Origin of the sequence: Mesorhizobium sp. M7A.F.Ca.MR.176.00.0.0 (assembly GCF_004023165.1) — a bacterium.
GTDB lineage: Bacteria > Pseudomonadota > Alphaproteobacteria > Rhizobiales > Rhizobiaceae > Mesorhizobium.
The window spans coordinates 14,924-41,584 of sequence record NZ_RZTC01000055.1 but is presented as its reverse complement, the minus strand read 5'-3'; the positions used below and the strand labels follow the sequence as shown (position 1 = coordinate 41,584).

The following is a 26,661-nucleotide window of genomic DNA, read 5'->3' as shown; positions in this document are numbered from 1 at the left end:
AAACTGTCACCCATCTAATCAGTCCATTCTGTTACCTATCTATCCGGTTCGGACACCGGCCCCTCTCTCCCCGTCACTATACGGGGAGAGATGTCCGGCAGGACAGTGAGGGGCAGCGCCAACGTCAACGATTGCCGCGTTCGGCTAGGAACTCATGACGCCGTAGCGCAGCAGAATAATCGCGCAGACCCCAAACCCCATCTCCATCGACAAACGCCAGCACCACCACGCGCGGGGCAACGCAGTAGGCGAGGCTGGCCTTGCGGCCTGTCTTCGTCGTCGCCTGGCCTGCGTTCAGGTCGACGGTGATGTCCTCATAACCAAGCACCTCGCGATCGAGCGGATAGACGGCCTTGTAGACGGCTTCCTTGGCGGCAAAGAGAATGCGGCCGGCAAGATGCCGGTCGGCTGCGTCCGTGCGGTCCGCGGGCGTTGTCACGAGCGCCAAAATATCATCCGGGAGAGGCTGCGCGGGCTCGACGTCGATGCCGAGCGAGGCGATATCGCCAATCGGTGCAATCGCCGCCACGGCCATGTCGTCGTCGTGAGCGAGTGAACCGGTTATCCCGTCGGGCCAGACCGGCGCGCCCGTTGGCGCGCGCAGGATGGCGACGTCGCCGGCGCCAAGCTCCGCCAGCAGTCCGTGCGCGATCCACCGGGCCGCGCCGCTGGCGCGCCGCATGGCCGGTTGACGCGCGGCGATGGAGTTCGCTTCCCCGGGCAGCAGATGGCCGTCGTCGCCATCGCGTATAAGCCGGCATCCGACCCGGATACTCTTGGGTGCGATGGCGGTCATCGCTTCGGCCAAGGCGATTTCCTCGGGCAGCCGCGTCACGGCTCGTGCGTCCGTGCCGGCAAAGCGAGATCGGCGATCATCTCTCCGTCCTCGTCGAGCCCTTCTTCGACGAAACCGGCGCTGCGATAGAGGTTTCGCGCCGCATCATTCTCCAGTTCGTAGCAGATCGAAACGTGGCTGATGTGGCCGAGCCCCTGGATTTCGCCCAGCACTTCGCGCAGCGCGGCCTTGCCGTAGCCTTTGCCTTGAGAAGCGCGGTCGATCATGAAGCGGTAGATGCGCGCCTCGTCGTCATCCTCGGGCGCCTCGTACATGAGGAAACCGACGACACGGGTCCCGGCCATGACGACGCGTGGCCGCGCGTCTGCGTCGGTTTCGGCTTCTTCCAGCGACGCCGCATTGCCGGCGACGAAATCCCTCTGCTTCGGGGCGAGTTCCAGGGCCGTGACCAGGGCACGGTTGGCCTCGGTCACGGCAACGAGACGGATGTCTCCGGTGTTCAAGCCGATGCCCTTTTTCAAGCCGATGCCCGGGCCGATGCCTTGGAGCCATCGTCGGTGATCGGCTCGACGAAGCGGTGCAGCTTGGCCGGGTTGCCACGCCATATGGAGTTGGGCTCCAGCTCTTCGCCCTTCATGACGAAGGAGTCGACATCGACCACCGAGCCTTCGCCCATCACGACGCCGTAGTGGACAAAGGCTGAAGGTCCGAGCGTGCAGCCCTTGCCGATGCGGATGAAGTCGGACTTGAAGGCGCCTTCCTCCAGCGAATGGGCCTGGATGACGCAGCCCTCGTTGAGGGTGGCGTCGTCGCCGATCTCCACCAGCGAGCGTTCGGTGAGGTTGCTGCCGCCGTCATAGACCCGTTTGCCAACCTTGACGCCCAGCATGCGCAGGATCATCGGCCGGAACGGCGTGCCGGCGAACAGCCGCACGATCGGCGAATCCGCCAGCTTCCAGTGGCGCTCGTGGCGCCAGAAGGCGACGTCGTAGATCGTCGTCATCTGCGGCTTCAGCCGGCCGAAACCAAGGCTCGCCCGCTCCACGAAGATGTAGAACGGAATGGTGATCGCCGAGGTCAGGAGCACGGCGACGAACAGCGCGACCTCGGCCCATTCGGTGTAGTAGTTCAGCGCCCGGTCCCAGATCGCCAGCGTGGCGAACAGCATGACCCATTGCGTTGCCACGAAGAGCAGGATCGTCACCAGATTGTGGCGGTTCTTGTGCGGGATGCGCCGGCGCCGGTCGTCTTCGTCGACGCCCGCGATGAGTTCCTTGTCGCGGTTCACCATGCGCGGGATTTCAAAGGCAGGGGAACCCAGAAGCCCGACATTCTCGCGCAGCGGCCCGTCAATGGGGATCATCACCTTAGTGCCGAGCAGGACGTTGTCGCCGGTGCGCCCGTCCGGCGGATAGTAGATGTTGTTGCCGAGATAGTTGCGCTCACCGATCCTCGTCGGCTCGAGCCGGAAGGCGGAGGCGGATTTGTGCATGTTGATCATGAACAGCCCGTCCGACACCATGGTCTCGGTGCCGATCTCGCACAGAAGCGGGTTTTCGTGCTGCTGGTTGGAGCCGAAATTGGAGCCGGTCTGCACCACCTTGTTGAGGTTCCAGCCGATCGCCCTGATATAGTGCACGATGGCCGAGCTGTCGCCGGCCAGCAGGCCGAGTACGCGCGAGTTGCTCGAGAATTCAGCGACGGTCTGCAGCCAGTAGCGGAAGCCGTACAGCGTGTAGGTGCGGCCGGGCTTCAACAGCAGGCTGACCAGGCGCGGCACCAGCGTCGCCGCCAGGAAGGATGCGGCGATGTAGCCGAACAGCGTGACCGTGGTGCCGATCGCGACGACGCCGATCGTTTCCTGGTAGTCGTCGCCGACATTTTCCCAATAGCTGTGGAACAAGAGCGGCAAGGGAGTGACGATGGCAAACAGCCCGATCAGCTGCACCGCTTCAAACAGGAAGCGCCTGATGTTGGACGGATCGACATTGCGCACCTTGCAATAGTCGGCCGTGGTCGGCACGGCCGGCGAGCCATGCCAGCGTTCGCCGTCGGGGATGCTTTGGCCGCGGTGCAGTGAGGACGAATGGCCGAGCTGGGCGCCGTCGCCGATCCGGGTGTCGATGTCGAGCGTCGAGCCGACGCCGACGAAGGCATCGCGGCCGATGGTCAGCGGCCCGGTGTGGATATAGCCGGACTGCGCCCGGAAGCCGAGAATCATGGATTCCTTGCGCAGGATGGTGTTGGCGCCGATCGAGATGAGATCCGTGCAGACGGGCACGGATTTCGATTCGATGACGGCGTTCTTGCCGAGCTTGGTGCCGAGAAGCTGCAGGTAGATGCTGTAGAGCGGGCTGCCGCGGAACAGCACGACGGGCGCGGTGCGGATCAATGTCTTGACCACCCAGAAGCGGAAGTAGCGCACGCCCCAGATGGGAAACGCCTCCGCCTTCCAGCGGCCGACCAGCACCCATTTGGCGAGGACGGCAAAGCCCGACATGCCGAAGAACACGGCGGCCGAAAGCGCCACGCACCTGATGTAGAGCTGCAGCGGATCGTCGAGCGCGTCATACATCCAGTTGAGGCCGTCATTGACCGCCCACAGGGCGCCATAGCTGTAGAGCGCGTAAAACAGCAGCTGTGCGGCGCCGCAGGTCCAGTAGGCGAAATTCGAGGCCCGGCGGGTGAGGACGGGCTCGTTGGTGGCCGTCGTCATCTCGTCCGCCACGCCCAGATGCAGCGCCAGCCGCGCCACGGTCGGGTGGAGATAGATGTCGCGCATCGACGCCGTCGCCCATTCCTTCCTGGTGCGCAGGCGCGCGCAGAAATGCGCCATCAGCAGCGAGTTGGCGCCGAGATCGTCGAAGAAATTGTCCTCGACGGACACTTCTTCGAATTTCAGCACCGCGGCCAGCGCGTCGGCCATGAAACGCTCGTCGTCATTGCCGGGCGCGACCATGGCGCGATCGCCCGAAAGCCGCACGCTTGTCGGCTTCGGCAGCTGGCGCAAATCCACCTTGTTGGAGACCGTCATCGGGATAACAGGCAGTTCCTCCAGATAGGAGGGCACCATGTAGTCGGGCAGCCGCCGCTTCATCGTCCTGGCGAGGTCCGCGCGCGAGATCGCCTTCTGGCCGGCCTTCGCTGCGAAATAGGCGACGAGTTCGACGCGGCCGGGCTCGATCTCCCAGGTGGTGACGGCGGCCTGGGCGATTTCGGGCTGGTCGAGCAGCACCGCCTCGATCTCGCCGAGCTCGATGCGGTAGCCGCGGATCTTCACCTGGGTGTCGATGCGGCCGTTATACTCGATCTCGCTTTGGTCGTTGATGCGGCCAAGGTCGCCGGTGCGGTAGATGCGCTTCGACGGGTTGTTCGGCAGGCCGACGAAATCGGCGATGAATTTCTGTTCGGTCAGGTCGGGCCTGTTGAGATAGCCGACCGCGAGCCCGATGCCGGCAATGCCGATCTCGCCCAGTTCGCCGGGCTCGGCAAGCTGCGGCAGCGATGCGTCGAGAATGACGATCGAATAGGTCGGCAGCGGCGCGCCGATGGTGACGGGACTGTCAGGCGTCAGCGCGCCCATGGTGGCGGTGACGGTCGCCTCGGTCGGGCCATAGGTGTTGAGGATCTGCCGCCCCGGCTTCGACCAGCGCACCACCAGATTGTGCGGGCAGGCCTCGCCGCCGACCAGCAGCGTGCGCAGGCTGGGCACATCCGACGTCATCGACGACAGCAGCGTCGGGCTGCAGGCGATGCAGGTGATGTCGTGGAGGCGCAGGAAATCGGCCAGTTCCTCGCCCACCAGCGGCATCTGGCCCGGTGCCGGCACCACCGTCGCGCCGGCGACGAACGGCACCCAGATCTCCTCGGAGGAAAAGTCGAAGGCGATGGTCATGCCCTGGTAGACGCGGTCGCCCGGCCGGTAGCCGTAGGAGGCGGCGGCGACGCGGATGAAGTTGACGAAACTCTGGTGCTTGATGACCACGCCCTTGGGCTTGCCCGTGGTGCCCGAGGTGTAGAGGATGTAGCAGGTGTCGTCCGAAGAAGCGGCCTTCGCATGCGGCTTCAGCGGCGCGTCGGACTGTCTGGAGATTTCGGCGGCAGTGCTGTCGATCAGCAGATGCGGGACGGGCAGTTGACCGGCGCGCGACGCATAGGCGGCGATGGTGACGATCAGGCTGACGCCGGCGTCTTCGATGATGAGCGCCATCCGCTCCTCGGGGAAGGCGGTGGCCAGCGGCACGAAGGCAGCGCCCGCCTTCATCACGGCGAGCAGCGCGACATAGGTCTCCGCCGAGCGGTCGAGAATGAGGCCGACGCGGTCGCCCGGCCGCACGCCGCGCTTGACCAGCAGGCGGGCGAACTGGTTGGCACGGCTGTCCAGTTCCCGATAGGTCCAGACATGCCCGTCCGAGATCACCGCCGGCAGCGCTGCAAACATGTCGGCGAGCTGTTCGAAGACGGTGTCGAGCCGCTCGCCGGGCAGGCCTTGCCGGGCAAAGTCGGCGCCCGTCAGAATCTGCCCGCGCCTGGCTGTCGCGGGGGCCGTTTTTACCGGCGCATCGACATCTGCCGGGCCGCTTTCCAGCCCCGATCGTTCCGCGTCCAGTTCGGCGATATCGACACCGTGATCCATTTCCATGCTTTCCCGTCCAGGCCGGGCATCGCCCGGCACGGCCATTTTTCCAGTTGTTGTGGGATGCTTATGCCATCCGATCTTTTCGGCAGTTTTTCCGAACTGTTGAATATTGTTTCTGAACTGTGTCTGGGCGCTCCTTTGAGCCTCCCTTGGCGGCTCTTGCCGGGCCCGCCAGGCGGCAGCGCCGGCGCGTGCGCCCCGGCGTTTTTCTGGAACCAGCCTTGAGGCCCCGCATTCTATGAGCAGGGACTTAAGGAGCGTGTCGTGAAAGCGGTTTTGGGACTGGTCTGCGGCTTCGTGCTGACCCTTGCGGTCTTCGGCAGCGGACTGGGTTTTGCGGCCTGGCTGCTTGCCGCAAAGCCGCCGCGGCAGGCAACGGCCACCGTCAGCGTGGCGGAGCTGTGGACCAAAAAGGCGCGGCCGGTGAACAAGGCCGGGCAGGGCCTGGAACGCCTGCCGGCCAAACAGTCCGCGCCGCCCGACATCCCCGCCAAACCGCAGGAAACACCGCCCGACCCCACCGTCACCGGCGCCATCGCGCCCAAGGCAGCCGACCTGCCGCCTCCGCATCTCGCCTGGTGCGCCAGCCGCTATCGCTCCTACCATCCGGACGACAACAGCTACCTCTCCTACAGCGGGCAGCTGCGTCGCTGCGTCTCGCCCTATCTCCAAGCCGGTCAGCCTGTCCCGCCGGTTGCCGGCGATGGCGACGAAAACGGCGCCGGCCTGGGCGTCTACGTTGCCGGCGATGGCGGCGAAGCACTTTCGGCCGACCATGTCGATTACTGCTTCAGCCGCTACCGCTCCTATCGCCCGGAAGACAATTCCTACCAGCCCTATTCCGGCGGCCCGAGACGGCAATGCCAGTAGAGCCCGCGCGCCGCCCGGCATGGCGATCCGATCGCGCGGATTTTCCCGGAGCGTCCGCATTGGCGCGGCGTTCAACCCTGACCCCAAGGAGGACTGACCATGAGCGACGACCGGGACGACAGAATTCGTGAGCGCGCCTACCACATCTGGGAACGGGAAGGCCGCATGCAAGGCGACCCTGAGCGGCATTGGCACCAAGCCGAGGCCGAGATCGACCGCGAGGCAGCCCTGCCGCTGACGGCGGATGACGCACTGCCCGAAACCGGCGAGATCGCCAGCACCGACGTGCTGGAGGTCGAGGCGCTGGCGGTGCGCACCGGCATATCGGGCGACGAGGCGCAGGAACTGCTCGACCGCCTGGGCAACGACCGCGCGGCAATCGAGCAGGCCGCTCGCAGCCTCAAGGCCAAAAGGCGGCGAAACCCCGATGAGGGACTGGCGAAATGATCGGAAGCTGAAGAACGGAATACCGGCTGGATTGCGCGGCGGCCCCGAAAGCCCGCGCCTCTGGCGGAGGACGCGGGCCGATCGGACGGCCGATCTTCGGCAGGCGATGGAGGGCACCACCTGCCGCACAGATCAACAATTAGCTATGGCTAATGTTCCGTCAAGTTGGATCTGAATTTACTTTCGTTGAAATGTCGGCCTCCACGGCAGTTGCGCCGCCGGCCTTTGGTCGGGAATGCAGGTGTCCGGGCAGGCAGTTTGTGTCGGTGTCGATAGGAATTTTTTCTTGACCGGTGAGAGCAGCTATGCTACATTTTTGCCTATGGTGCTGATTTGCGCCAGTGACCCGCCGCCCATGCGGGTTTTTTGTTGACCCGCCGCACAGCCGTCACTCGCCAGACTTCTACGCCACGCGGGGTTGAGCCGGCCTGGGCTTGACCATTGTGGCAAGCACGATGCCGGCGACGATGAAGGCCGCACCGACCAGATCGTAATCGTGCAAGCCCTCGCCGAGCAGCAGATAGGCGAGCATGGCCACGAACACCGTCTGCAGGTAGAGCAGCATGCTTGCCCGGCTCGCGCCAAGCGTTTGCACGCTTTTGTTGTAGAGATAGTACATCAGGGCGCCGCCGGGGCCTGCCAGATAGGCGAGCGCGAGAACGCTGTCGATGTTCATGGCGGAGCGTTCGTCGTTGAACAATTCCCACAAATGGAAAGGCAAGGCGACCAGCGCACCGGCGCCGAGCAGCAGCACGACCATCGGCAGAAGTTCGATGCCGAATTTGGCACGGCGCAAAAGCACGGTGTAGAGGCCCCAGCAGAACGCGCTGCCGACGATCCACAGCTCGCCGGCGTTGAGCTTGAGTTGCAGCAGCGCCGTCAGGTTGCCGTGGGCGACGATGAAAATCATCCCGGCAAGCGCAACCAGCGCGCCAAGCGACTTCCACAGCCCGAGCGGCTCGCCAAGCACGAAACGGGCGAGCACCATCGTCATGACAGGCGACAGCGCCATGATGATGCCGGCCGTGGTGGCGTCGGTGTGGTTGAGGCCATGGTAGATCATGCCCTGGCACAGCGTGAGGCCGATCGCCCCCACGGCGACGACCTCCACGGCGCGCGTTCGCAAAAGCCCGATCATCGCCTCGTGATGACGGTGCACAATCGGCAGCAGGATGGTGCAAGCAAGCGTCAGCCGCCAGAAGCAGAGGCCCCAGGGCGGCATTTCAGGCGCCACCCATTTGGCCGCGATATAGACACCAGCCGAAAGCAGCCAGCACAGGATAGCGGCCGGATAGCCGGCCAGGGAGGGGTCGGCCACGGGTTGCGCGGCCTGATGCGCTATCGGCATTGCCTGCATGTCATGCCCCTTCGAGGACCTCGGCCAGACGGGGATAACATACCCTGTGTCGTTGGGTCGTGCATCCGTTTTGAAAGGGTGAGAAGGGATCGGCGCTCGGCCGTCCTATGTCTTCGATGGAGCGAGGAGGTTCTTTCCCGTGAGGGATGCGACCGGAACGGGTCAACTCACGACATCGGACATTGGAAGTTCAACGTCCGCTGTCGGCGTCCCCTCCACCACAAGCGCTCTTGCAGCCTTCCCGTCTCCTTGCCTTCCGTAATGCCAAGGGAACATCCATCTGCTATGTAGCTGCTTCGTTGCGGTTGGCGGGTAAAAATGAACAAAACAATGTCTCTCTCCCCTGGCATGTTGCGCACCAATCTCCGGGGTCAGATTCGACAAACGCACCTGCCAAAGTGGAAGGCGCTACTGCCCCTGTTCGAAGCCGTGATGAACTCCTTCCAGGCAATCCAAGAATTCGAAGGAGAGCGAAAGCACAAGATCATCATCTCGGTGGAGCGTCAGCAGGACCTCCTTGAGTTGGACGATCCGCCAATTGTTAGCTTCGAGATTACCGATACAGGGATCGGTTTCACCGACAACAATTTTGACTCTTTCAATACCGCCTACTCAGAGCACAAGTTCGACCGCGGGGGAAAGGGGCTTGGGCGCTTCATGTGGCTTAAGGCCTTCGATGAGGTGACCATACATAGCGTATTCAGGGCACAGGATGGGGCGGAGGAGCCAAGTCTATGGGAGAGGGACTTTCGCTTCGGATTTGACTACAATCCCGACAATGCCAGTGCCCGCAAGATTGAGCGTGGAAGCGTAGGTACTTCAGTTAAACTTTCCGGATTTCGGGAGCCGTACAGCCAAGAATGTCCTTCCAGTGTAGAGCAACTGGCGCAGCGGCTTGCAGAGCACTTCATCCTCGTACTGATGCAGCCGGATTGTCCCGAAGTGGAGATTCACGACCAAGGACAACGGCTATCGCTGAACGGCGTCTTCCGCGAGCATTTCCGTAGCGATTCCACGAGCAAAAACTTTGAAGTATCCGGCAGGCAGTTCTACATCAACGGGTTCCGGTTGACATCACCCCGGGCATCCAAACACCGGCTCATCTATGCGGCGAACTCGCGCGGTGTGGTCACTGAAATGCTAGATCAGCACATTCCCAACTTGTCTGGCCGCCTCCATGACGCCCAAGGGAACTCCTTTGTCTATCTTGCGGTCGTTCAGGGCGATTACCTCAACGAAAAGGTGAACAACTTCCGCACAGATTTCGAAATGAGGGAAGACGTCGACGAGGCACAAACGGAGCTGACGATAGATGACGATCTACGCCGATCCGATATTCGCGCGAAATGCATCGAATATATTGAGAGGGATCTCGCGGACCTGATCGACAATCTAAACAAGGCGAAAACCGATCGCATCATTGCCTATGTTCGCACCGAGGCGCCACAGTATAAGCCGATGCTGCGTTACATAGACGGCTTCGTGGGATCGATCTCGCCGAACGCCTCGAAGATCGACATTGAGCTCGCGCTACATAGAGAGTTGCACCAGCGGGAAGTAACGCTTAAGCGCGAAGGATCGCGCTTCCTCACCGAGGCCGCGAAGCAGGACGACTATGAACAGTATCGGCAACGTCTTGCCGAATTCATGGAGAAGTCCAACGAACTTGGCCTATCAGCTCTGGCGCAATATGTGATGCACCGGAAGATCGTTATTGAACTTTTTGAGAAAGCCCTCTCTTCAGACAAAAAGACCGATCGCTATCCGCTCGAGGAGGCGGTTCACAATATTCTATTTCCGATGCGTTCCACTGATCAAGATACCCTGTACTCCCAACAGAATCTTTGGATTATCGATGAACGGCTCAACTACCACTCATTCATCGCTTCTGACAAGCCTTTGAATTCACACGAGGATTTCACTTCTGACTCCAAGAAGCGTCCAGACCTATTCATTTTCGATCGCAAGATCGCCTTCGCCGAAGGCGCCGGCGAAGGCGCACCAATCAGCAGCATCACCGTTATCGAGTTCAAGCGCCCGCAGCGGGACGACTACACCGAAGCAGATAACCCACTGAAGCAGGTACTGGAACAGATTCAGACCATCCGCAGCGGCCAATTCAAGACCGAGCGTGGCCGGCCCATTGCTGTTGCCAATGAGAAAATTCCAGCGTTCGCCTATGTGATTTGTGACATTACGCCGAGGATGCGGCAAACCCTGGTGGATCGCGATGCAAAGGGGACGCCAGACGGGTTGTCATTCTACGGCTATCATTCAAATCACGGCATCTATTTCGAGGTGATCGACTACGGAAGGCTGCTGACTGATGCGAAGCGCCGGAACCGGGTCTTTTTCGAACGGCTCAACCTCATGGACGCGGGTGAAGAGCGAGCTGCGATCGAGCGGTGAGATGGATATGAAGAAGGTTATTGGAGGGGTCACCTATGACACGGAGACAGCGGACGAGATTGCCACTGGTAGTCACAACCATGAAATGTCCGATGCTTGGTGGCGCCTCTATCGCACTCCGTCCGGCGTCTTCTTTGAAATGGCGGCCAGTCATGACGGCGTCGTCACCAGTTTCGTCCCGCTAAGTGATCAGCAGGCGCGTCGGTTCCTTGAGGTGAATGCGAACTCGTTGGTCGAGCGTTACTTCGGCCCGATGCCGGAGGCGAGCCGCTCTTTATTTTCCCGCCGGACAATCATCGCGGCGATCGACGTTTTGGAAATCGAGCTCACGCACGCAGCAATTAGTTCACTGTTCACCGACTTCGGGCCGGAAGTGTATGAGGAACTTCGGGATGGCGGGAGCGTAAAGAGCCGCATGGTCGAGCTGAAGCGGTATATCGATCGCAATCCGCTGAAGCAAGTCGATGAGGGCATACTAGAAAATGTGCTCGTCGAACGCGCGAACCGGTTCTTGCCACCAACCGAGCCCGAAGACCCTTGGTCACCACCACCGTTCTCGCGCCCTGAGTATGATCGACTTCGGCGGGCGCTGAACCAGGATGGCTTCGTCTTCGCCGAGGGAGAACTGTGGCGTGAGTTGCCTGCGGATGTTGGACTGCCGAAAGCTTGAAGCGGAGCTAGTGCGGCTGCTTGATCGACATGGTCTTGCCACGGCTAAGGGGCATCTTGATCAGGCGTTCAAAAACCATGCAGCCGGCAATTGGGCTGCCGCAAACAGCCAGATCCGGTCTTTCATTGAGAGCCTTTTCGATGATCTCGCGGTGAAGCTTGATAGTACCGCCGCCAGCAAGAAATCCGGGCATCCACGCCGCACTCATCTGGCGAATGTGTCGCCGCCGATTTTTGACCGCGCGCTGAATGAATGGGAAGACAACGGCAAGGGCTTTATCAATGGCCTGATGTTGCGCCTGCATCCCCAAGGATCACATCCGGGTCTGTCCGATGAAGAGGACAGCACCTTCCGGCTACACATCGTGCTCCTAACGGCACGATTTTTTCTTTCGCGTTTTGACCGCGCCGCGAAGTAGCCCGATCTGATAAAAGATCGGCTTGTCTACTGTGCCGCGAGGCCCATCTCACCAATGAGAATTACATAGGGGGAGAAATGCCGTCGAGATCTTTCGCACAGTTCAGGCAACTATTGGGGTCTGTCGATCAACTGATCGAGATTCACGGGAAACTTCAGGAAGGCAGGGGCAGACGTCACGAGCAGGACGCACTGCACAGGGCTGGAGTTGTGATGACGGTCGCCGCTTGGCAGGCGTACGTCGAGAAAGTTTTGGCCGAGGCGCTGGATTCGATTGCCAACGACCTGCAGGACCCAGCTGCTGCGGCACCTAGATGGGCCACGCACACATTTTTGATGCGCCGGGCCGAAGTGCAGATCGAGATTAAGAAGTTCAATACGCCGAACGACGTCAATGTACGGGATATCTTTCGAAACGCGCTGGGCTTTAACCCTTGGCCCTTTTGGGAGTGGCGGCAAGGGCCTCGTCAATGGTCTGAGACCGAAGTCCGCTCTCGAACTAACATTTGGGTGACGGTCCGACATTCGGTCGCGCATGGATTCGGACTCCCAGCCGGAATATACTGGTTACAGGGGAACAATGGCCAAGCACGGCTGACGCTTGGTTTGCTCAAGGAATGCCGAAAGCACTTCGCCTTCCTGGTCGACAAGACGGACCGGGCTTTTTCCGCTCATTTAGTCCAACACCATGGGCTGATGGCGCCATGGTAGACAGCTACGCTGGAACCGCCCAGCAGTTGGGATAGCGCGGATGACCGTACTTGGCGCACTGATGTCTCGTGACAATCAGACTGGCGGCCGTTAGAAACGCATATGGTGCCGTAGTGTAATGGTAGCACACCTGCCGATTAGAGGAGTACGCTTTGAAAGCAGGTAGTGCGGGTTCGAGTCCCGACGTCGCCGCCAACTCGGGCGCTAGCCCAATCCAGCCGCTCAGAGACCTCCTTGTCGCTGCTGGTGAGGCAGTGGCAAATCTGAATACGGCTGTTGTCGGCCTTGACGCTGTCGAAAAGGGGCACGCGAAGCCGGAAACTCTAAACATTTCCTGGAGCCCGCGGGACCGCGTGGCAGCCGCTCGCAAATCGAGGAGGTTTGTGCTCGAGGCGGTTCTCGTTCGTGTTGCCGAAGCCCTTTTTGAATTTGTGTTGTCGATGGCGCAATTACCCCGCTTCAAGCCTGTTCGTAGCGCCTGGAATAGCAACACGTCACGTGCTGAAAAGCTCGGCGACGTGGCCGCTGAGGCACTCGGTTCAGAGAATTACTTGGTCGCTGGTGCCACGTTGCTTATTCATTGGCGAAATCGCGTGGTTCATCCGCGTTCCCGGGCGTCGCTGACCCGTCAGCAGATAGAAAGGCTGCGGGCAGCATCCGGAGAGATCGAACAAAGCTTCGCAGGCCTCTCGGTCGATCGACTGCTGAATGACTTCGAGATCGGCCAACCAACTCTGAAGGACATCTCAAGTTTGATCGCGATGTCTATCAGGACGGCTCGAGAAGTGGACAAGGCAGCGAATTTCTTGTCGAACGAAGACCTCGATTTTCTATTGGAGCACTATGGCCTAAAGGCTCGAATTGTGGAGATCGAGACTCAAACCACCCCGACCAAACGTCAGGCATCGGTGCTCCGCATGCTTCAATCCGCAGCACCGGGCCTAGTGGAGGCATACAGCCGTCTGCATGCGGACACCACGCGCGACTGAGTGCCAACGTTTGTTTGTCGGCAGGAATCACTCCTGCTTGGCGCCTGGCAGACTTCGAGCTCCCGGCAAGTCCTATCAGGAACTGCCATTCCAATGCCGCCTCACCCCCCCTCATTAACCATTCGTTAACCATTCCCTCGCTAGCGTTTACCTCTCAGTAAGGATTCGCCAGCCGTGACCTTTGCCGCCCCCCTCGAGGCCAAATCCATTCGCTTTCGCGCCCGCTCTTTCGTCGCTTTCACGCTGACGCCGGAGGCGCCTTTGGACGTGTGGCTGGAGGGGCTGGATCACTGGATCGGCAACTCGCCGGGCTATTTTGCCGGGCGGCCGGTGGTGCTTGATCTCAACACCTTGAAGCCCGATGTCGCGGCGATCGAATCGCTGGTCGACGTGCTTGGCCATCGCGGCATTCGTGTCTATGCCATCGAGCTCGACGGCCACACCGCACTCGCGCCCAACCTGCCGCCGGTTTTGGTCGGTGCCAAGGAGGCGACGACGGATGGGTTGCTGCCCCGCGAGGCGCGGGAAGATGTTTCCGGCACATCTGAGGGCAAGGCCGAGGGCAGGGCGCCCGAAGCCGGCCCGGACAGAGACAAGGCCGGCAAGGTTGACGCAAGCAAGGCGGGCGATAGCGAGCCGCAGGTTGAAGCTTCGGGCACGCTGATGATCAAGGCGCCGATCCGCTCCGGCCAGGCGATCGTGCATCCGCATGGCGATGTCATCGTGCTCGGTTCGGTCGCGTCCGGCTCGGAGATCATCGCGGCGGGCTCGATCCATGTCTACGGCACGCTGCGCGGGCGGGCTTCGGCGGGTGCGCTGGGCAACAGGGGCGCGCGCATCTTCTGCCGCAAGAACGAGGCGGAGTTGCTGGCGGTCGACGGCTGGTACGTGACGGCCGAGGAGATGGAAGGTGTTTCGCGCGGTAAGCCGGTGCAGGCGTTTCTCGACGGCGACGCTTTGCGGGTTTCGACGCTGAGCTGACATTCGTTTCGATATTGGGGCGGCCGAGGGCCGCCCGACCAAAAACAAATGAACAACAACGGAGGCTTTTCAATGGGCAAGGTAGTGGTGGTCACCTCGGGCAAGGGGGGCGTCGGCAAGACGACCTCGACGGCGGCCCTCGGGGCGGCCGTGGCCAAGACCGGCAAGAAGGTGGCCTTGGTCGACTTTGACGTCGGCCTGCGCAACCTCGACCTGATCATGGGCGCCGAGCGGCGCGTGGTGTTCGACCTCGTCAACGTCATCCAGGGCCAGGCCAAACTCTCGCAGGCGCTGATCCGCGACAAGCGGGTCGAGACGCTGTTCCTGCTGCCGGCCTCGCAGACGCGCGACAAGGATGCGCTGACCGAGGAGGGCGTCGGCGAAGTCATCGACAAGCTGCGCTCGGTGTTCGACTACGTGTTCTGCGACAGCCCGGCCGGCATCGAGCGCGGCGCGCAACTCGCCATGCGCTTTGCCGACGAGGCGGTCATCGTCACCAATCCGGAAGTGTCGTCGGTGCGCGATTCCGATCGCATCATCGGCCTGCTCGACGCGCGCACCTTGCGGGCCGAGCAGGGCGAGCAGATCGCCAAGCATGTGCTGGTCACCCGCTACGACGCGGCGCGTGCGTCGCGCGGCGAAATGCTGTCGATCGACGACGTGCTGGAAATCCTGTCGGTGCCGCTGCTCGGCATCATTCCGGAAAGCCAGGATGTGCTTCGCGCCTCCAACCTCGGTTCGCCGGTGACGCTGTCGGAACCGCTCAATTCCGCTGCCAAGGCCTATATCGACGCCGCCAGGCGGCTGGAGGGCGAGGAATTGCCCGTCATCGTGCCCTTCGAACGCAAGGGCTTTCTCGATCGTCTTTTGGGAAGGAGGGCGGCATGAACCTGCTCGACATCTTCAAGCGGCGCTCCAGCGCCCCGGTGGCGCGCGAGCGGCTGCAAGTGCTGCTCGCCTATGAGCGCCGCAACCGCAGCCAGCCAGACCTCGTCTCCATCCTGCGCGAGGAGATCATGGCCGTCATCGCCAAGCATGTGCAGATCGACCAGGACTATCTGCAGGTCTCGATGGACCGCGGCGAGACCATGTCGACGCTGGAAATCGACATCCAGATCCCCAACAAGAGCGCCGTGCCGCTGGCGATGGCGGGGTGACTTAGCAAGACTTGGGTTCCTCGCCCTCATTTCATGGGGGGTGAGGAACCGTGCGTCGTGCGAGGAGCCGCGGCTGGCGTCGTTAGGACGTTGATAAGCATTTGGTAATAAAAGCCGGGAATGAGATGCTGGCTCGATGTGACATGCGCAATGCTGTCGTTCTCGGCGGAGCCATGACATGCGCATCAAGAGCCAGATCATTCTCTCCATGGTGGCCGCCGCGGCCCTGATCGCGCTGGTCGGCGGCGTCGCGATCTTTACGCAGAAAGTGGCGACCAAATCGTTGGGGTTGACCGAAGCGACCAATGTCGCGCGGGAATTGGCCGACACCATCGTCTTCAAATCAACCGATGGGACGCTTTCGCTGCTCGAGCGGCCCGAGGTGCTCAAGCAATTCTTGTTGCACCAGCACCGCCGCCTGCACAGGGATTTCCTGGTCCTTGACAGCAGCAAGACCATCCTCGCCCATGCCGCCGACGAAGAGCACCAGGTCGGCGATAAATTCGGTCACGACCCCGGCAACGAAATCGGCCAGACCCTGGCGGACGGCATTCCGCGCAGATTTGTCGACCCGGAGGAAGTGAACGCCATGCTGGCCGTTCCGATCGAAAATCCCGAGGGTGCGATCATCGGCGCCGTGCTGCTGGAATATGACCCTGTTCTGCAGGCGGCCGAACAAAGCACCAACAGCCTGCTCTGGCTGGTTGGCCTCAGCGCGGCGGCGGCCGTGCTGGTCGCGGTCGGCTTTGCATGGCAGCTGCTCCGCCGTTTTAGCTCTGGCCTCGGGGACATGATGCGCGGCATGGAAGCGCTGGCGAAAGGCAATGCCATGACGCGCATCAGCCACGCCCGCAACGATGAATTCGGGCAGCTGGCCGATGGCTTCAACACGATGGCGGACCAGCTTGCATCGGCGCGTGCGCATGTCGAGGACATCGTCGAGACGGCTGCCGAAGGCATCGCGGTTCTGGACGGCGACGGCCGCATCGCCAGCGCCAATCCGGCGGCGGCAATGATGATCGGGCGGCGCACCGACAAGATCGTCGGGCAGCAGTGGGATTCGGTGCTGACCATTCGCGACCCCAGAGGCGGCGCGTTCGCCGCCGGCGCTTCTCCCATCGAAATGGCGCTAGCCACGGGCCGCCAGCAGCAGGGCGAAGTGCGCCTGGCCAGATCCGACGGCTCGCACCTGCCGGTCATCGCCAGTTGCGGTCCGCTCAGCCGATCCGAAGGCGGTCTCGTCCTTACGCTCAACGACATCAGCGAGCTGCGCCGCGCGGAAGGAGTGGTCAACGAGCGTGCCGATCAGCTGGCACTCCTCAACCGTGAACTGCACGAAAAGTCCGAAACCACGACCCGTCTGGTGAAGCTTGGCGAACTGCTGCAGGCCTGCGTCACCTTCCCGGAAGCATTCTCGGTGGTCGGCACCGCCATGGCCGAGTTTCTCGGTGGCTTGAGCGGAACCGTCCACCTGACCAGCGCGTCGCGCAACCTGGTGGAAGAAATGGCCCATTGGGGCGACGTCCGCTCGAGCGCCACGCAATTCGCGCCGGAAGACTGCTGGGCGCTCAGGCGCGGCCAGGAACATGTCGCCGGCCCCGGCATGCTCACGCCGCGCTGCGCGCATATCACCGAGAACGGCAAGAAGGGCTATGTCTGCATGCCTCTGGCGGCGCAAGGCGAAACGCTGGGCATCCTTCATCTGTGCGAACCGAATGCGGCCGAGAAGCCGCAATGGCTGGCTGAAAGACAGCAGATTCTGCGTGGTGTCGTCGACACGCTGGCGCTCGCCCTGGCCAATCTGCGCCTGCGCGAGACGCTGCGGCAGCAGTCGATCCGCGATCCGAACACCAGTCTGTTCAACCGGCGATATCTCGAGGAGACGAGCAGCCGCGAACTGCGCCGGATGGAACGCTCGGGCCAGCCGCTGGTGGTCATCATGCTCGATGTCGACCATTTCAAGCAGTTCAACGATACGTTCGGCCACGAAGCCGGCGATCTCGTCCTGAAGCAGGTCGCCGCCACCTTGATCGAGCACGCCAGGGATAGCGATGTCGTGTCGCGCTACGGCGGCGAGGAGTTTGCCCTGGTCATGCCGGGAAGCTCGGTCCAGGAAGGTGCCGAGCGGGCGGAAGCGCTGCGCCAGGCAATCAGGAAGCTTCATTTGACGCATCGCGGCCGAACGCTGGGCACCGTTACAGCCTCGTTCGGGGTCGCCGCCTACCCCGAGCATGGCGTGGGCTGGGCCGAATTGACCAATGCCGCGGATCACGCGCTCTACGAAGCCAAGGGTAATGGGCGCGACCGGGTCGCCATCGCGCTGGGCAACGCGTCCGGCGAGCGACCTCCGATCCAGTTGGTACCAGCCCCGAAAAGCAGCTGAGACCGTTTGGGTTAGAGCACTCGGCCCGGCCCTGCGATAGTGATCTTGCGCCTGCCAAGAGATCAGGCGAGTTTCTCCGCTGCCCTCGAGGTCTCGCGCGGGCTCTTCTGAGCGGCCACGGTCTTGCCGTCCTTCAGACCTCCACACCGTCAGAGGAATCCGGCTCTTCCCGGCTGCGGCATTGGTTGTTCGGGCCCCCAAATGTCCCAAATTTACCTTTGTGCCGACGGGGCTTCCCCTGCGCAAGCAGCGGATGTAAGGATATATTAGCAATTCGTTAAGTGCGAAGAGAGGTATGCGTAAGGGGAGTTTGGTGATGAACTTCAGAGGCCTGATCAAGCGTGCTGAAGACGTGGATAAAGCGATCCAGGACCTGCAGATCGATCTGGCGGACGCGCTGGATGCAAGTCTCGATGCCGACGACCTGGTGCCGCCAGAGAGCGACGATGTGCCGGATGCCCAGGCGGCAGCCGATGGCGGGCCACCCCAGGCCGACGCGGCAAATGACGACAATGCCGGGAAGGCCGACGCCGCGGGCGATGCGGACAGTTCCGAAACCGCGCCACGGCTGACCGCCCATACACAGACCCGGCTGGCTGCATTGAGCGCCTTCGAGGGTCTCTTCCATGACGCCAGGGACTATCTGGAGGAGATCAACGACAAGCTGTCGGAGATCGGCACCTCGCACCATCTGACGCGCGAATTCCTCAACATCCTCCACAGCGACATCCTGCGCGCCAACGAGCTGGAGGTTGCCAATGCGGCCCTGGCCGCCGAACAGAGGGCGCTGTCGGAGAAGCTGCACGATGCGACGAGAAAATTGCGCGAGCGTGAAGGCGCTTTCGAAGCGCTGCAGCAGCGCGAGACAAGCCTGGTCCAGGACCGGGAGACGCTTCGTGCGGCACTGGCCGCGGTGAGGCTGGAACTCGTGGAGACAGCCAATGCGAGCGCCAAACGCGAAGCGGAGTTCGGCGACATCGCCAAGCGGCTGACCGCCAGGACGGTCGAGGCCAACAGGCGCTTGCGCGAAAGCAAGATGCTGCGCGAAAAGCACGTCAACCTCTCGATCGAACTCGACAAGGCGCTGAAGCGGGAATCGCAGGCGCGCCACAGGCTCGACGAGCTGTCGACGATCCATGCCAGCGAAGCAGCGCGGCTGGCGGAGCTTCTGGCCGCGCTCGGCAAGAGCGAGAAAGAGGAGATGCGGCTCCAGAAGTCGCTCGAGGCCGCACAGGCGAAGCTGTCGGAAACGAGCGAAGCGGCCCGCATGATGGAAGGCGACAAGGAAGCCGAGCTGGCTCGCGGCCAGGCGGAAATGCGCGGGTTGAGCTCGGAGATCCAGAACCTGCAATCGCGGCTGGAGCAAGTGTCGACCGAAAACAGCGAAGCCGCAGGCGAGATCGCCAGGCTCAAGAGCGAACTGAACGACGCCCTGGCCGAAAAGAAGATCGCCGATGAAAGATTGTCCGCGCTGAGCCAGGAGAGCGAAGGCGACAAGATGAGTCTTTCCAAGGTGAACGCCAACCTTTCTCAACTGACGCTGCAACAGGCGTCCGAACAGATACAGTTCGACGTGCAGAGGCAGGAGTGCGAGGACCTCAAGGCAGAAATCGCCTCGCTCAATGCCCGGATCAAGGAACTGCTGCCCTATGAGCGGCTCCACAAGGCCACCAATGGCAGGCCGCCCGAGAATGGCGTGGTCGAGATAGCCGGGGCGATGGCGAAGAAAGCACGGACGACGGGCAGGCGGCGCATGCGCAGGAATGTCGGCGCCGCTTCGTAAAGCGTGTCGCGCCTGAAGGGCTTCAGGCGACCGGCTTCAGGTCCTTGTTTTGTGCATGGGAGGCCGGCACCTCACCCGGAGAGTAAGCCCAATGGGGCACCGGCCAGGCGGATCGACAGGTCCGCCGCACAGACAAGGTAGCGCGCCTCGGTTCCGCACGGCATTGGTGCGATCACGGAAGGTGTCAGCGGCAATTCCCGGGCTGCTGATTCGAACCTTTTCGACGACCCGCCGGCCGGAGGCTGCAAACACGCCCGGGAAACGATCGCGGGCCGGCCCGGTGCCTTCTCAGTCGAGCGGCTCGTGCTGATAAAGCTCGTCCATGCTGAGCGAGGCCAGGGCGCCGAAAGGGGCCTGCTTTTTCACGCGGCCGCCGCTCAGGATGACCACGTCGTCGCAGAACGAGATGGTGCTGTGGTGGTGGCTGATGACGATGGTCGTGCGGCGGCCGGCTCTCGACTTCAGGGTCTCGACGATGGCCGCTTCCGACAGCCCGTCCACCGCATTGGTGGCTTCGTCCAGGATGAGGAGATCGGGATCGCGGACCAAGGCTCTCGCCAAGGCGATCCGCTGCCTCTGTCCCGCCGACAGGTTGATGCCCCTGTAGCCAACCAGGGTCTCGTAGCCCTGAGGCAGCCTTTCGATGAACTCGTGCGCTTCTGCCAGTCTTGCGGCGGCCTCGGCATCGCCGGCAGTCGCGGCATCCTGGCCATAGGTTATGTTGTCAAAAATGCTGCCATCGACCAGCTCCAGCTCCTGGCTGGCCAGGGCGATGTGGCGGCGCCACTGGCTGGCGTCGATCCGGTCGAGCGGCGATCCATCGACGAGGATGCTGCCGGTGTCCGGTTCGACGAAGCGGCACAGGAGATTGACGATCGTCGTCTTGCCGGCGCCCGAGCGGCCGATCAGCGCAGTCGAGCGGCCACCGCGGATTTCGAATGTCGCCGCATGCAGCACGACCTCGCGCCGGTCCGTGCCGGAATAGGTGAACGTCACATCGTCGAACTTGATGCCCTGGCGCAGGCCGTGGAACGGCCCGTCGCCTTGCGGCGGTTGCGGCTTGCCGGCGGGATCCAGCAGCCATGTCACCTCTTCAAGCGATCCGCTCAGGCCCTGCAGCTGGCTCCACGACCCCTGCAGGGCCCGCATATGCGGCTGCAACCTGTAGAGCAGGATGACGAAGGCGATGATCAGCGGGAAACTCACCTGCGCCAGCCAGGCGCCGATCACCACCGCCAGGAACAGCATGGCGTGGAGAACCTCTGTCAGCGGCGGCAGCGCTCCCTGGCGCACGAGCAGCGCGAAGGAAGCGCGGCGAACCGCATCCGACGCCGTGTCGAATATCGCCTTTTCCCGGTCCTCCTGTCCGAAGATGCGGATCAGCCGTCCGGCATGCACAAGGTGAAGCATCTGCGAGGCGAGGTGGCCGTTGCGCGAAGCGACGCTGCGGCTGGGCTCCTTCAGATTGGCAGAGAGGATGGCGTGCGCGATCTGGACGAGCGCCAGTCCGAGCGTGACCAGAAGCGTCATGCGCCACGAAAGCAGCAACAGGAAAGCCAGGAGGATGATGGCGGCCGATGCGCTGACGATGGCCGACAGCATGATCTGGATCGCATCGGAGGCCCGCCAGGATTCGTTGGAGATGATGTTGAGCAGGCGTCCGGGGCTTTGCCGCAGGAAGAACGGGTAGCCGACCCGCAACAGCTGCTCCGACAGGGCGCTGCGGATGGAATGGCTTGCCTTGCCGGAGATGAAGGTCGTCAGCAGCGTGTTGGCGAAGGCGAAGACGTTCTTCAGGACGATCGAGCCGAGGATGGCGACCGAAATGACCACAAGCCGGTCGCGCTCGCTCAGGCCCGATCCGACATGCTGGAGGACAGCGGAGAAGCCGCCCATGCCGGCCGCATCCCCATGTCCCATGATGATGCCCAGCAACGGGATGATCAGGCCGATGCCGAACCCTTCGAGGACGGCGCTGACCAGGCCGAGTACCACCACCGCCGGAAGCAGGCGCAGTTGCCGCTTTCCGAATGCCCGGAACAGCATCGGCAGGCTTGGCGGCAGCATCGGCATTATAGCGTTTCACCTCGCCTGGGCATTGGCTTGCTGATCTTGCCGCACCGGTTCGGTCCGCGGCCGCCTGGCCAGCAGGAGAACCGCGAACCTGGCCGCGCCGAGCAAATTCATGGCGACGATCGGCCAGTGCGGCAGGTTGAGTTCACGATCGAAGGCGGGTCCACCCGCCAATTCCCTGATAGCCCCTCTTGCGGCCCAGTAGAAATGGCGAAGCAGCCAGGGCGCGTGGCGAACATGCTTCAGGCAGAGCCCGCCATTGCCCAGGCTGTAGTCGCGATGCAGCTTTTCGATGGCTTTGCGATCCCGCCGGCCATGATGATGGAATATCGTCATATCAGGCACATACTCGACCGCGATGCCGAGCAGCATCGCGCGCACGAGGTAATCGGTATCCTCTGCCGACCGCAATGGTCCGCCGGCGCCGAAGCGTTCGTCGAAATAGCCGATGCGGGCCGCGACATCGCGGTGCATCGTCATGTTGCAGCCCAGCACGAAACCGCCGGGATGAACATCCGGCGTCAGCCGCTCGCGCGCCCACGACCGCTTGATGGTGAACGGCAAATCCCTGGCATCGCCAAGCTCGACACGTCCGCCCCGGATGAGCCATTGTTCCCCGGACGCATAGTGTCGCTCCAGATCGCGCAGATAGTCGCGATGGACCGCGCAGTCATCGTCGACGAAGACCAGCACACGGCCGCGCGCGCGCCTCAGCCCGGCGTTGCGGGCAGCCGCCAGCCCGGGGCGCGGCTCGCAAACGGGCGTGAACGGAATGTCCGACGCAGCGGCGATGCTGGCCAGGCGTTCGGCCGTGCGGTCCATCGAACCGTTGTCGACGACCACGAGTTCGGCGGCGAAGCCGGCATGTGCGCGGCAGGCGGCTTGCACCGACTTGATGCAGGCATCGAGCACCGCGACGCGGTTGCGCGTGCAGATGATGAAGCTGACCTCCGGCGCCGATCGGTCACGGCCGCGACCGGTCGGGGCAGGGTCAAGCGCCGTCGAACGATCGCGCTGCAGAGCTTGGTGGGCTTTGACGATCATGCCTTTAACTCAACCGATGAGACGCCAGAACCGCCGCGGCGGGCGCGGATTTGAAGAAGTATGCCATGGCATCGGCTTGTCTGGCGGCCGACAGCGAGGCGAGGCTGAGCCAGGGCGCCCAGGCGCCGGGCCGCAGCGCATATTGCTCGCGGCGCCGGATGGCGTTCCATTTCGCGGTCCGCGTCAGCAATTCATGCGTCAGCGCAGGCTGCTTTTTGTCGGCGACGAGCTGGTAGAGGAAATAGAACAGGTTCAGCGCGCCAGCCTCGAAGCTCGGCCGCGTCGCCGCCGGCAGCGAGCGGATTTCCTCCTCCAGCGCGACGATGAAGCTGGCCGCACGGGCGACCGTGTCGTGGCTGACCGCATCGCCGATGTCTCGCAGGTCCCGCGTGGCCTGCGCCAGGCCCTCGCGCTCGAGGTTCTCGGCGACGATCCGCAAATGCGTCCTGCGCATCTCCTTGACGTGCCGGCTGGTCACGCTTGCCTCATGGACGCGGTAGACGACCAGGTTTTCGGGCATCATGGCTGCCGGGTAACGGCCGGCCAGCCGCCTGAAAAGATCGAAGTCCTCGGCGTGCCTGTAGATCGGGTCGTAGTGGAGAACGCTGTCGTCGACGACCTTCCTGTTGTAGACGACCGTCGGGTGCATAAAGATCGTGAAGAACATCGCCAATACAGGGATGCGGCCGAACTGGAACACCGGATCGGGCTTACCCCTGGCGATGCGGCCGCGGATCAACATGTCGACGCCGGCGCCGCAGAAGCCCAGTTCGGGCCGCCGCTCAAACAGCGCCACCTGGCGCGACAAACGCCAGGGATAGGCGACGTCGTCGGCGTCCATCCGCGCGACCAGTTCGCCCCGGGCGAGCGCCAGCCCTTCGTTGAGCGTCGCGACGAGGCCGCGGTTTTCGCGCGAGACGATCGAGATGCGGCTGTCGGCCTTTTGGCATCGCTCCAGTATCTCGAGCGAATTGTCGGTCGAGCCGTCATCGATCGCGATGATCTCCAGGCGACTGTGATCCTGCCGCAGGATGCTTCCCAGCGCGGCGGCGAGATAGGGGCCGGCATTGTAGACCGGCAACAGGACGGAGACGAGCGGCGCGGCGGTCATCGTCTTGCATCCGTGCGCTGGAGTTCGAGCGCCGGTGTGCGGCCATCGGGCGATCCGCCGGCCGCCGTCGCGAGCCACCCGCCATGGCCGACCTGTGCGGGGCGGGTGCGCGCGACATAGGGGAAGTAGCGCTTCAGGCTGTTGAGCGGCCTCTCGAAAACCACCCAGGAAATCCAGGCCGCGACAATCGTGGCGGCGCCCGCAACCAGGAATCGCCCTGGCCCTTGCGCCGAGACGTTGAGCGGAATCCAGGGCTGCGCCTTGACGGCGAGCGACAGCAATATCGGATGATAGAGATAGACGCCGTAGCTGATGCGGCCGAGGCCAAGCAGCGGCGGCAGTTCGGCAAGCCTGCCCAGGATGCCGCCAAGGCCGCGCGAACAGGCTGCTACGATGACCATCAGCGGCACCAGGGGCAGGACTTCCCGCAGCAGCCAGCGGGCCCATTCCAGTGTCGGATCGGCGGGCTCCGGGACTAACCACTCGATGACAAGGAATGCGGCCGCGAAGGCAGGCCAGCCCAGCCGCATCCAGTGCGGCAGGCCGGCGCCCCTAAAATGCCAGCAGGCAAGCAGCGCGCCCGTCGCCAGCGCATCCATGGATGCCGGCGGCAGCAGGTCGCGCGCCAGCGCCGGCGTGGCGGTGATCGGCCAATAGAATCGATAGGCCAGCGACAGCGCGATGACAGCGATGCAGATGGCCTCGAAGCGGCGGCGTGGGGCCAGCAGGACGACCAGCGGCCAGGCAAGATAGAACTGCTCCTCGATGCTCAGGCTCCAGAAATGGCCCAGTACCCAAGGATTCCAGTTATTGTGCTGCGCATACCAGAAGTTCGACAGATAAAGCGCATGCCAGACCAGCGACCCCCTGGACTGATCCAGGTCGACCAGCCAGACGAAACCCAGGACGGCAAAATAGGGCGGGAATATCCGCAACATCCGCCGGATGTAGAAGGAGCGCAGCGCCGGGCCGGTTTCGAATTCGGTGGCCGAGCGCGCCTCCAGGAGCAGGCGCGTAATCAGGAAGCCGCTCAGCACGAAGAACAGCCGCACACCGATATGGCCCCAGAACGAAGGTTCTTCCGCGAAGAAATGGGAATACAACACCATTGTTACGGCGATGGCTCTCAACGCATCAAGTTGGATGTCACGGGCGCTTCCCATCAGCGGCTTCCGCCGGCGTGATATCCGCGATGAAGCCGCCAGCCGGCCGTTTCGAGCGGCAGGCTAAGGCGGACGAGACCCGCCAAGGCACCCGCAAATCCGCGCATTGCGAGGACGGCCGGGCCGGGCTCGAAATCGACGGACGGACAACTCAAGCTGGTCAACCTGGCGGAATCCTCCACGGCGTATGTCCAGTCGCAAACGAGTCCCCCCAGGACATCGTTCGGCTACGGCATTGTGCAGCGCAACACAAAATATCTACCCGGCTGAAATACTTATGTGAGCAAGTGCTAAAAATTGACAAAACCGGCCGGTTCTCGCCATTTCTGGCGAGTTTCCTCAGAATTTAAACGCTGTGGTTTAAGTTGTGCCGATGTTCCCGCCTCGGTTGATTGAGGAGCTCCTGGCTTGAGAGCCTAGTTCTTTGTTGGATCACAAGAAATTTTGCGATCTATATTTTGGCTATATGGGTTCGGTCCTGGCTCCGTGGAGATATGATTTGGAACATTGGCTTTGCGCGGTGCAGCATCGTCTCTGTTTTTTCGTCAACGCCGATTACTCGGCTGACCGCTAACCGTTACACCGCGTCGAACACCACCGTCTGTTCCAGCCCGCCGCCCGGGCGGTTTTCCAGCGTTATCGTGCCCCCGTAGCGCTCGACGATCTCCTTGGCGATGGCGAGGCCAAGACCGGCTCCGGGGACGGATTGCAGGCGGCCGGGGTTGACGCGGAAGAAGGGCTCGAACGCCTTGTTCAGGAGTTCCGTGGGTATGCCCGGGCCATGGTCAGATATGGTCAGCACGGCGCGATTGTCGGCTGCGGCCAGGTCGATGCGGCACGCCTTGCCATGGGTGGCGGCGTTGACGATCAGGTTGCGCAAGGCGCGGCGCAGGCCAAGCGCGCCGGCCCGCACGCAAACCTTGTCCAGGTGCCCGATCGAGACGGCATGGCCGAGCGATGCCATCTCGGCTTCGATATCGCGCACCGTCTTTGCCAGGTCGACCGCTTCGACGGCGTCCTGGTTCACCTCTTCGCGCACCAGGCGGATGGCGCTGTCGGCGATGCGGTCGAGTTCGTCGAGGTCGTGAAGCCATTTGTCACGTTCGTCGTCGAGGAATTCGGCGCGCAGCCGCATGCGCGTCATCGGCGTTCGCAGATCATGGCCGGCGGCGGCGACCAGCCGCATGCGGCTTTCCATCGCGGTCCGCAGCCGCGACGAGAGTTGATTCAGCGCATGCGCGGTGGCCTTGACCTCGGCCGAGCCCACTTCCGGCACCGCCGCCAGCACGCCGTCCGATCCGATCTTGGAGACGGCGGCCTCCAGCATCTCGAGCGGGCGGATCAGCACCGAGGTGAAATAGACCGACACCGCCGTGGCGCCGGCGACGATCAGCGAGATCCAGCCGGCCAGAACCAGCCATTCGCGACGCGGCGGCTTGAGGTGCGGCACCTCCATGATCGCCCAGCGGCTGTCAGGCAGGTGCATCGATGCGATCTGGCCGGGTTCGTCCGACTTCTCGTTGACGACCGCCGGGAAGTCGAGGCCACGGCGGTGCAGGATGTCGTTGAGCATCGCCGTTTCCGCACGAGCCATCTTGCCGCCCGCCGGATGGTCGGCGAATTGCACCCGCAGGACGTCGGGGACCGGCCCCGGCAAAATC

21 protein-coding genes are annotated in these 26,661 nt (G+C 62.8%); 12 read left to right on the top strand and 9 right to left on the bottom strand.

Annotated elements, in window-relative coordinates; all coding sequences use genetic code 11:
* Positions 1-124 precede the first annotated feature (124 nt).
* From EOB59_RS19190 to EOB59_RS19180, 3 genes are read right to left on the bottom strand one after another with little or no spacing between them, the layout of a single operon-like run.
* On the bottom strand, positions 125-835 hold the full coding sequence (locus tag EOB59_RS19190) for a 4'-phosphopantetheinyl transferase superfamily protein (protein WP_245486673.1): 711 nt from the start codon (positions 833-835) through the stop codon (positions 125-127).
* Positions 832-1,299: a GNAT family N-acetyltransferase gene (locus tag EOB59_RS19185; protein WP_245481699.1), complete on the bottom strand. Its 468-nt coding sequence runs from the start codon at positions 1,297-1,299 to the stop codon at positions 832-834. The genes EOB59_RS19190 and EOB59_RS19185 overlap by 4 nt, the downstream gene beginning before the upstream one ends.
* 14 nt (positions 1,300-1,313) lie before the next feature.
* Entirely contained in the window at positions 1,314-5,438 is a 4,125-nt protein-coding gene (locus tag EOB59_RS19180; protein ID WP_128289014.1) for a Pls/PosA family non-ribosomal peptide synthetase, read from the bottom strand.
* Positions 5,439-5,699: 261 nt separating this feature from the next.
* Here EOB59_RS19180 and EOB59_RS19175 point away from each other — a divergent pair, with 261 nt between their 5' ends.
* Complete coding sequence (locus EOB59_RS19175) at positions 5,700-6,305, top strand: BA14K family protein (protein WP_128289013.1); 606 nt, start codon at positions 5,700-5,702, stop codon at positions 6,303-6,305.
* A gap of 99 nt (positions 6,306-6,404) precedes the next feature.
* Positions 6,405-6,752: a DUF2934 domain-containing protein gene (locus tag EOB59_RS19170; RefSeq protein WP_128289012.1), complete on the top strand. Its 348-nt coding sequence runs from the start codon at positions 6,405-6,407 to the stop codon at positions 6,750-6,752.
* Positions 6,753-7,155: 403 nt separating this feature from the next.
* Here EOB59_RS19170 and EOB59_RS19165 read toward each other — a convergent pair whose 3' ends face one another.
* Entirely contained in the window at positions 7,156-8,109 is a 954-nt protein-coding gene (locus tag EOB59_RS19165) for an EamA family transporter (protein ID WP_128289011.1), read from the bottom strand.
* A gap of 318 nt (positions 8,110-8,427) precedes the next feature.
* Here EOB59_RS19165 and EOB59_RS19160 point away from each other — a divergent pair, with 318 nt between their 5' ends.
* From EOB59_RS19160 to EOB59_RS19110, 10 genes are all read left to right on the top strand, one after another.
* Entirely contained in the window at positions 8,428-10,518 is a 2,091-nt protein-coding gene (locus tag EOB59_RS19160; RefSeq protein WP_128289010.1) for an ATP-binding protein, read from the top strand.
* A 1-nt stretch (position 10,519) separates the two neighbouring features.
* A complete protein-coding gene (locus EOB59_RS19155) occupies positions 10,520-11,188 on the top strand; it encodes a hypothetical protein (protein ID WP_128289009.1) in 669 nt (222 codons plus the stop codon).
* Between the two features lie 10 nt (positions 11,189-11,198).
* On the top strand, positions 11,199-11,606 hold the full coding sequence (locus tag EOB59_RS19150; protein ID WP_128289008.1) for a hypothetical protein: 408 nt from the start codon (positions 11,199-11,201) through the stop codon (positions 11,604-11,606).
* Between the two features lie 77 nt (positions 11,607-11,683).
* Positions 11,684-12,316, top strand: coding sequence for a HEPN domain-containing protein (locus EOB59_RS19145; protein ID WP_164895689.1), 633 nt, complete (start codon positions 11,684-11,686; stop codon positions 12,314-12,316).
* Between the two features lie 254 nt (positions 12,317-12,570).
* Positions 12,571-13,305 carry a hypothetical protein gene (locus tag EOB59_RS19135; RefSeq protein ID WP_128289006.1) on the top strand — a complete coding sequence of 245 codons (735 nt, stop codon included), beginning with the start codon at positions 12,571-12,573 and terminating at the stop codon, positions 13,303-13,305.
* Between the two features lie 174 nt (positions 13,306-13,479).
* A complete protein-coding gene (minC, locus tag EOB59_RS19130; protein WP_128289005.1) occupies positions 13,480-14,286 on the top strand; it encodes a septum site-determining protein MinC in 807 nt (268 codons plus the stop codon).
* Positions 14,287-14,358: 72 nt separating this feature from the next.
* Positions 14,359-15,174 (top strand): septum site-determining protein MinD, encoded by an 816-nt coding sequence (gene minD, locus EOB59_RS19125; RefSeq protein WP_013530671.1) that lies wholly within the window; start codon positions 14,359-14,361, stop codon positions 15,172-15,174.
* Positions 15,171-15,443, top strand: a complete 273-nt coding sequence (minE, locus tag EOB59_RS19120) for a cell division topological specificity factor MinE (RefSeq protein ID WP_024501686.1) — start codon at positions 15,171-15,173, stop codon at positions 15,441-15,443. Before minD ends, minE begins: the two co-directional genes overlap by 4 nt.
* A gap of 178 nt (positions 15,444-15,621) precedes the next feature.
* Positions 15,622-17,826, top strand: coding sequence for a diguanylate cyclase (locus EOB59_RS19115; RefSeq protein ID WP_128289004.1), 2,205 nt, complete (start codon positions 15,622-15,624; stop codon positions 17,824-17,826).
* A 316-nt stretch (positions 17,827-18,142) separates the two neighbouring features.
* Positions 18,143-19,609, top strand: coding sequence for a hypothetical protein (locus EOB59_RS19110; protein ID WP_128289003.1), 1,467 nt, complete (start codon positions 18,143-18,145; stop codon positions 19,607-19,609).
* Positions 19,610-19,897: 288 nt separating this feature from the next.
* On the opposite strand, the gene EOB59_RS19105 is transcribed toward EOB59_RS19110, so the two are convergent.
* The 5 genes from EOB59_RS19105 to EOB59_RS19085 all read right to left on the bottom strand — a co-directional run bounded on the left by EOB59_RS19105 (position 19,898) and on the right by EOB59_RS19085 (position 26,573).
* Complete coding sequence (locus tag EOB59_RS19105; protein WP_128289002.1) at positions 19,898-21,682, bottom strand: ABC transporter ATP-binding protein; 1,785 nt, start codon at positions 21,680-21,682, stop codon at positions 19,898-19,900.
* A gap of 9 nt (positions 21,683-21,691) precedes the next feature.
* Positions 21,692-22,726: a glycosyltransferase gene (locus EOB59_RS19100; protein WP_128289001.1), complete on the bottom strand. Its 1,035-nt coding sequence runs from the start codon at positions 22,724-22,726 to the stop codon at positions 21,692-21,694.
* A gap of 4 nt (positions 22,727-22,730) precedes the next feature.
* Positions 22,731-23,837 carry a glycosyltransferase family A protein gene (locus EOB59_RS19095; RefSeq protein WP_128289000.1) on the bottom strand — a complete coding sequence of 369 codons (1,107 nt, stop codon included), beginning with the start codon at positions 23,835-23,837 and terminating at the stop codon, positions 22,731-22,733.
* Positions 23,834-25,000, bottom strand: coding sequence for an acyltransferase (locus EOB59_RS19090; protein WP_128288999.1), 1,167 nt, complete (start codon positions 24,998-25,000; stop codon positions 23,834-23,836). The genes EOB59_RS19095 and EOB59_RS19090 overlap by 4 nt, the downstream gene beginning before the upstream one ends.
* 577 nt (positions 25,001-25,577) lie before the next feature.
* Positions 25,578-26,573, bottom strand: a complete 996-nt coding sequence (locus EOB59_RS19085) for an ATP-binding protein (protein ID WP_245486672.1) — start codon at positions 26,571-26,573, stop codon at positions 25,578-25,580.
* Positions 26,574-26,661 lie beyond the last annotated feature (88 nt).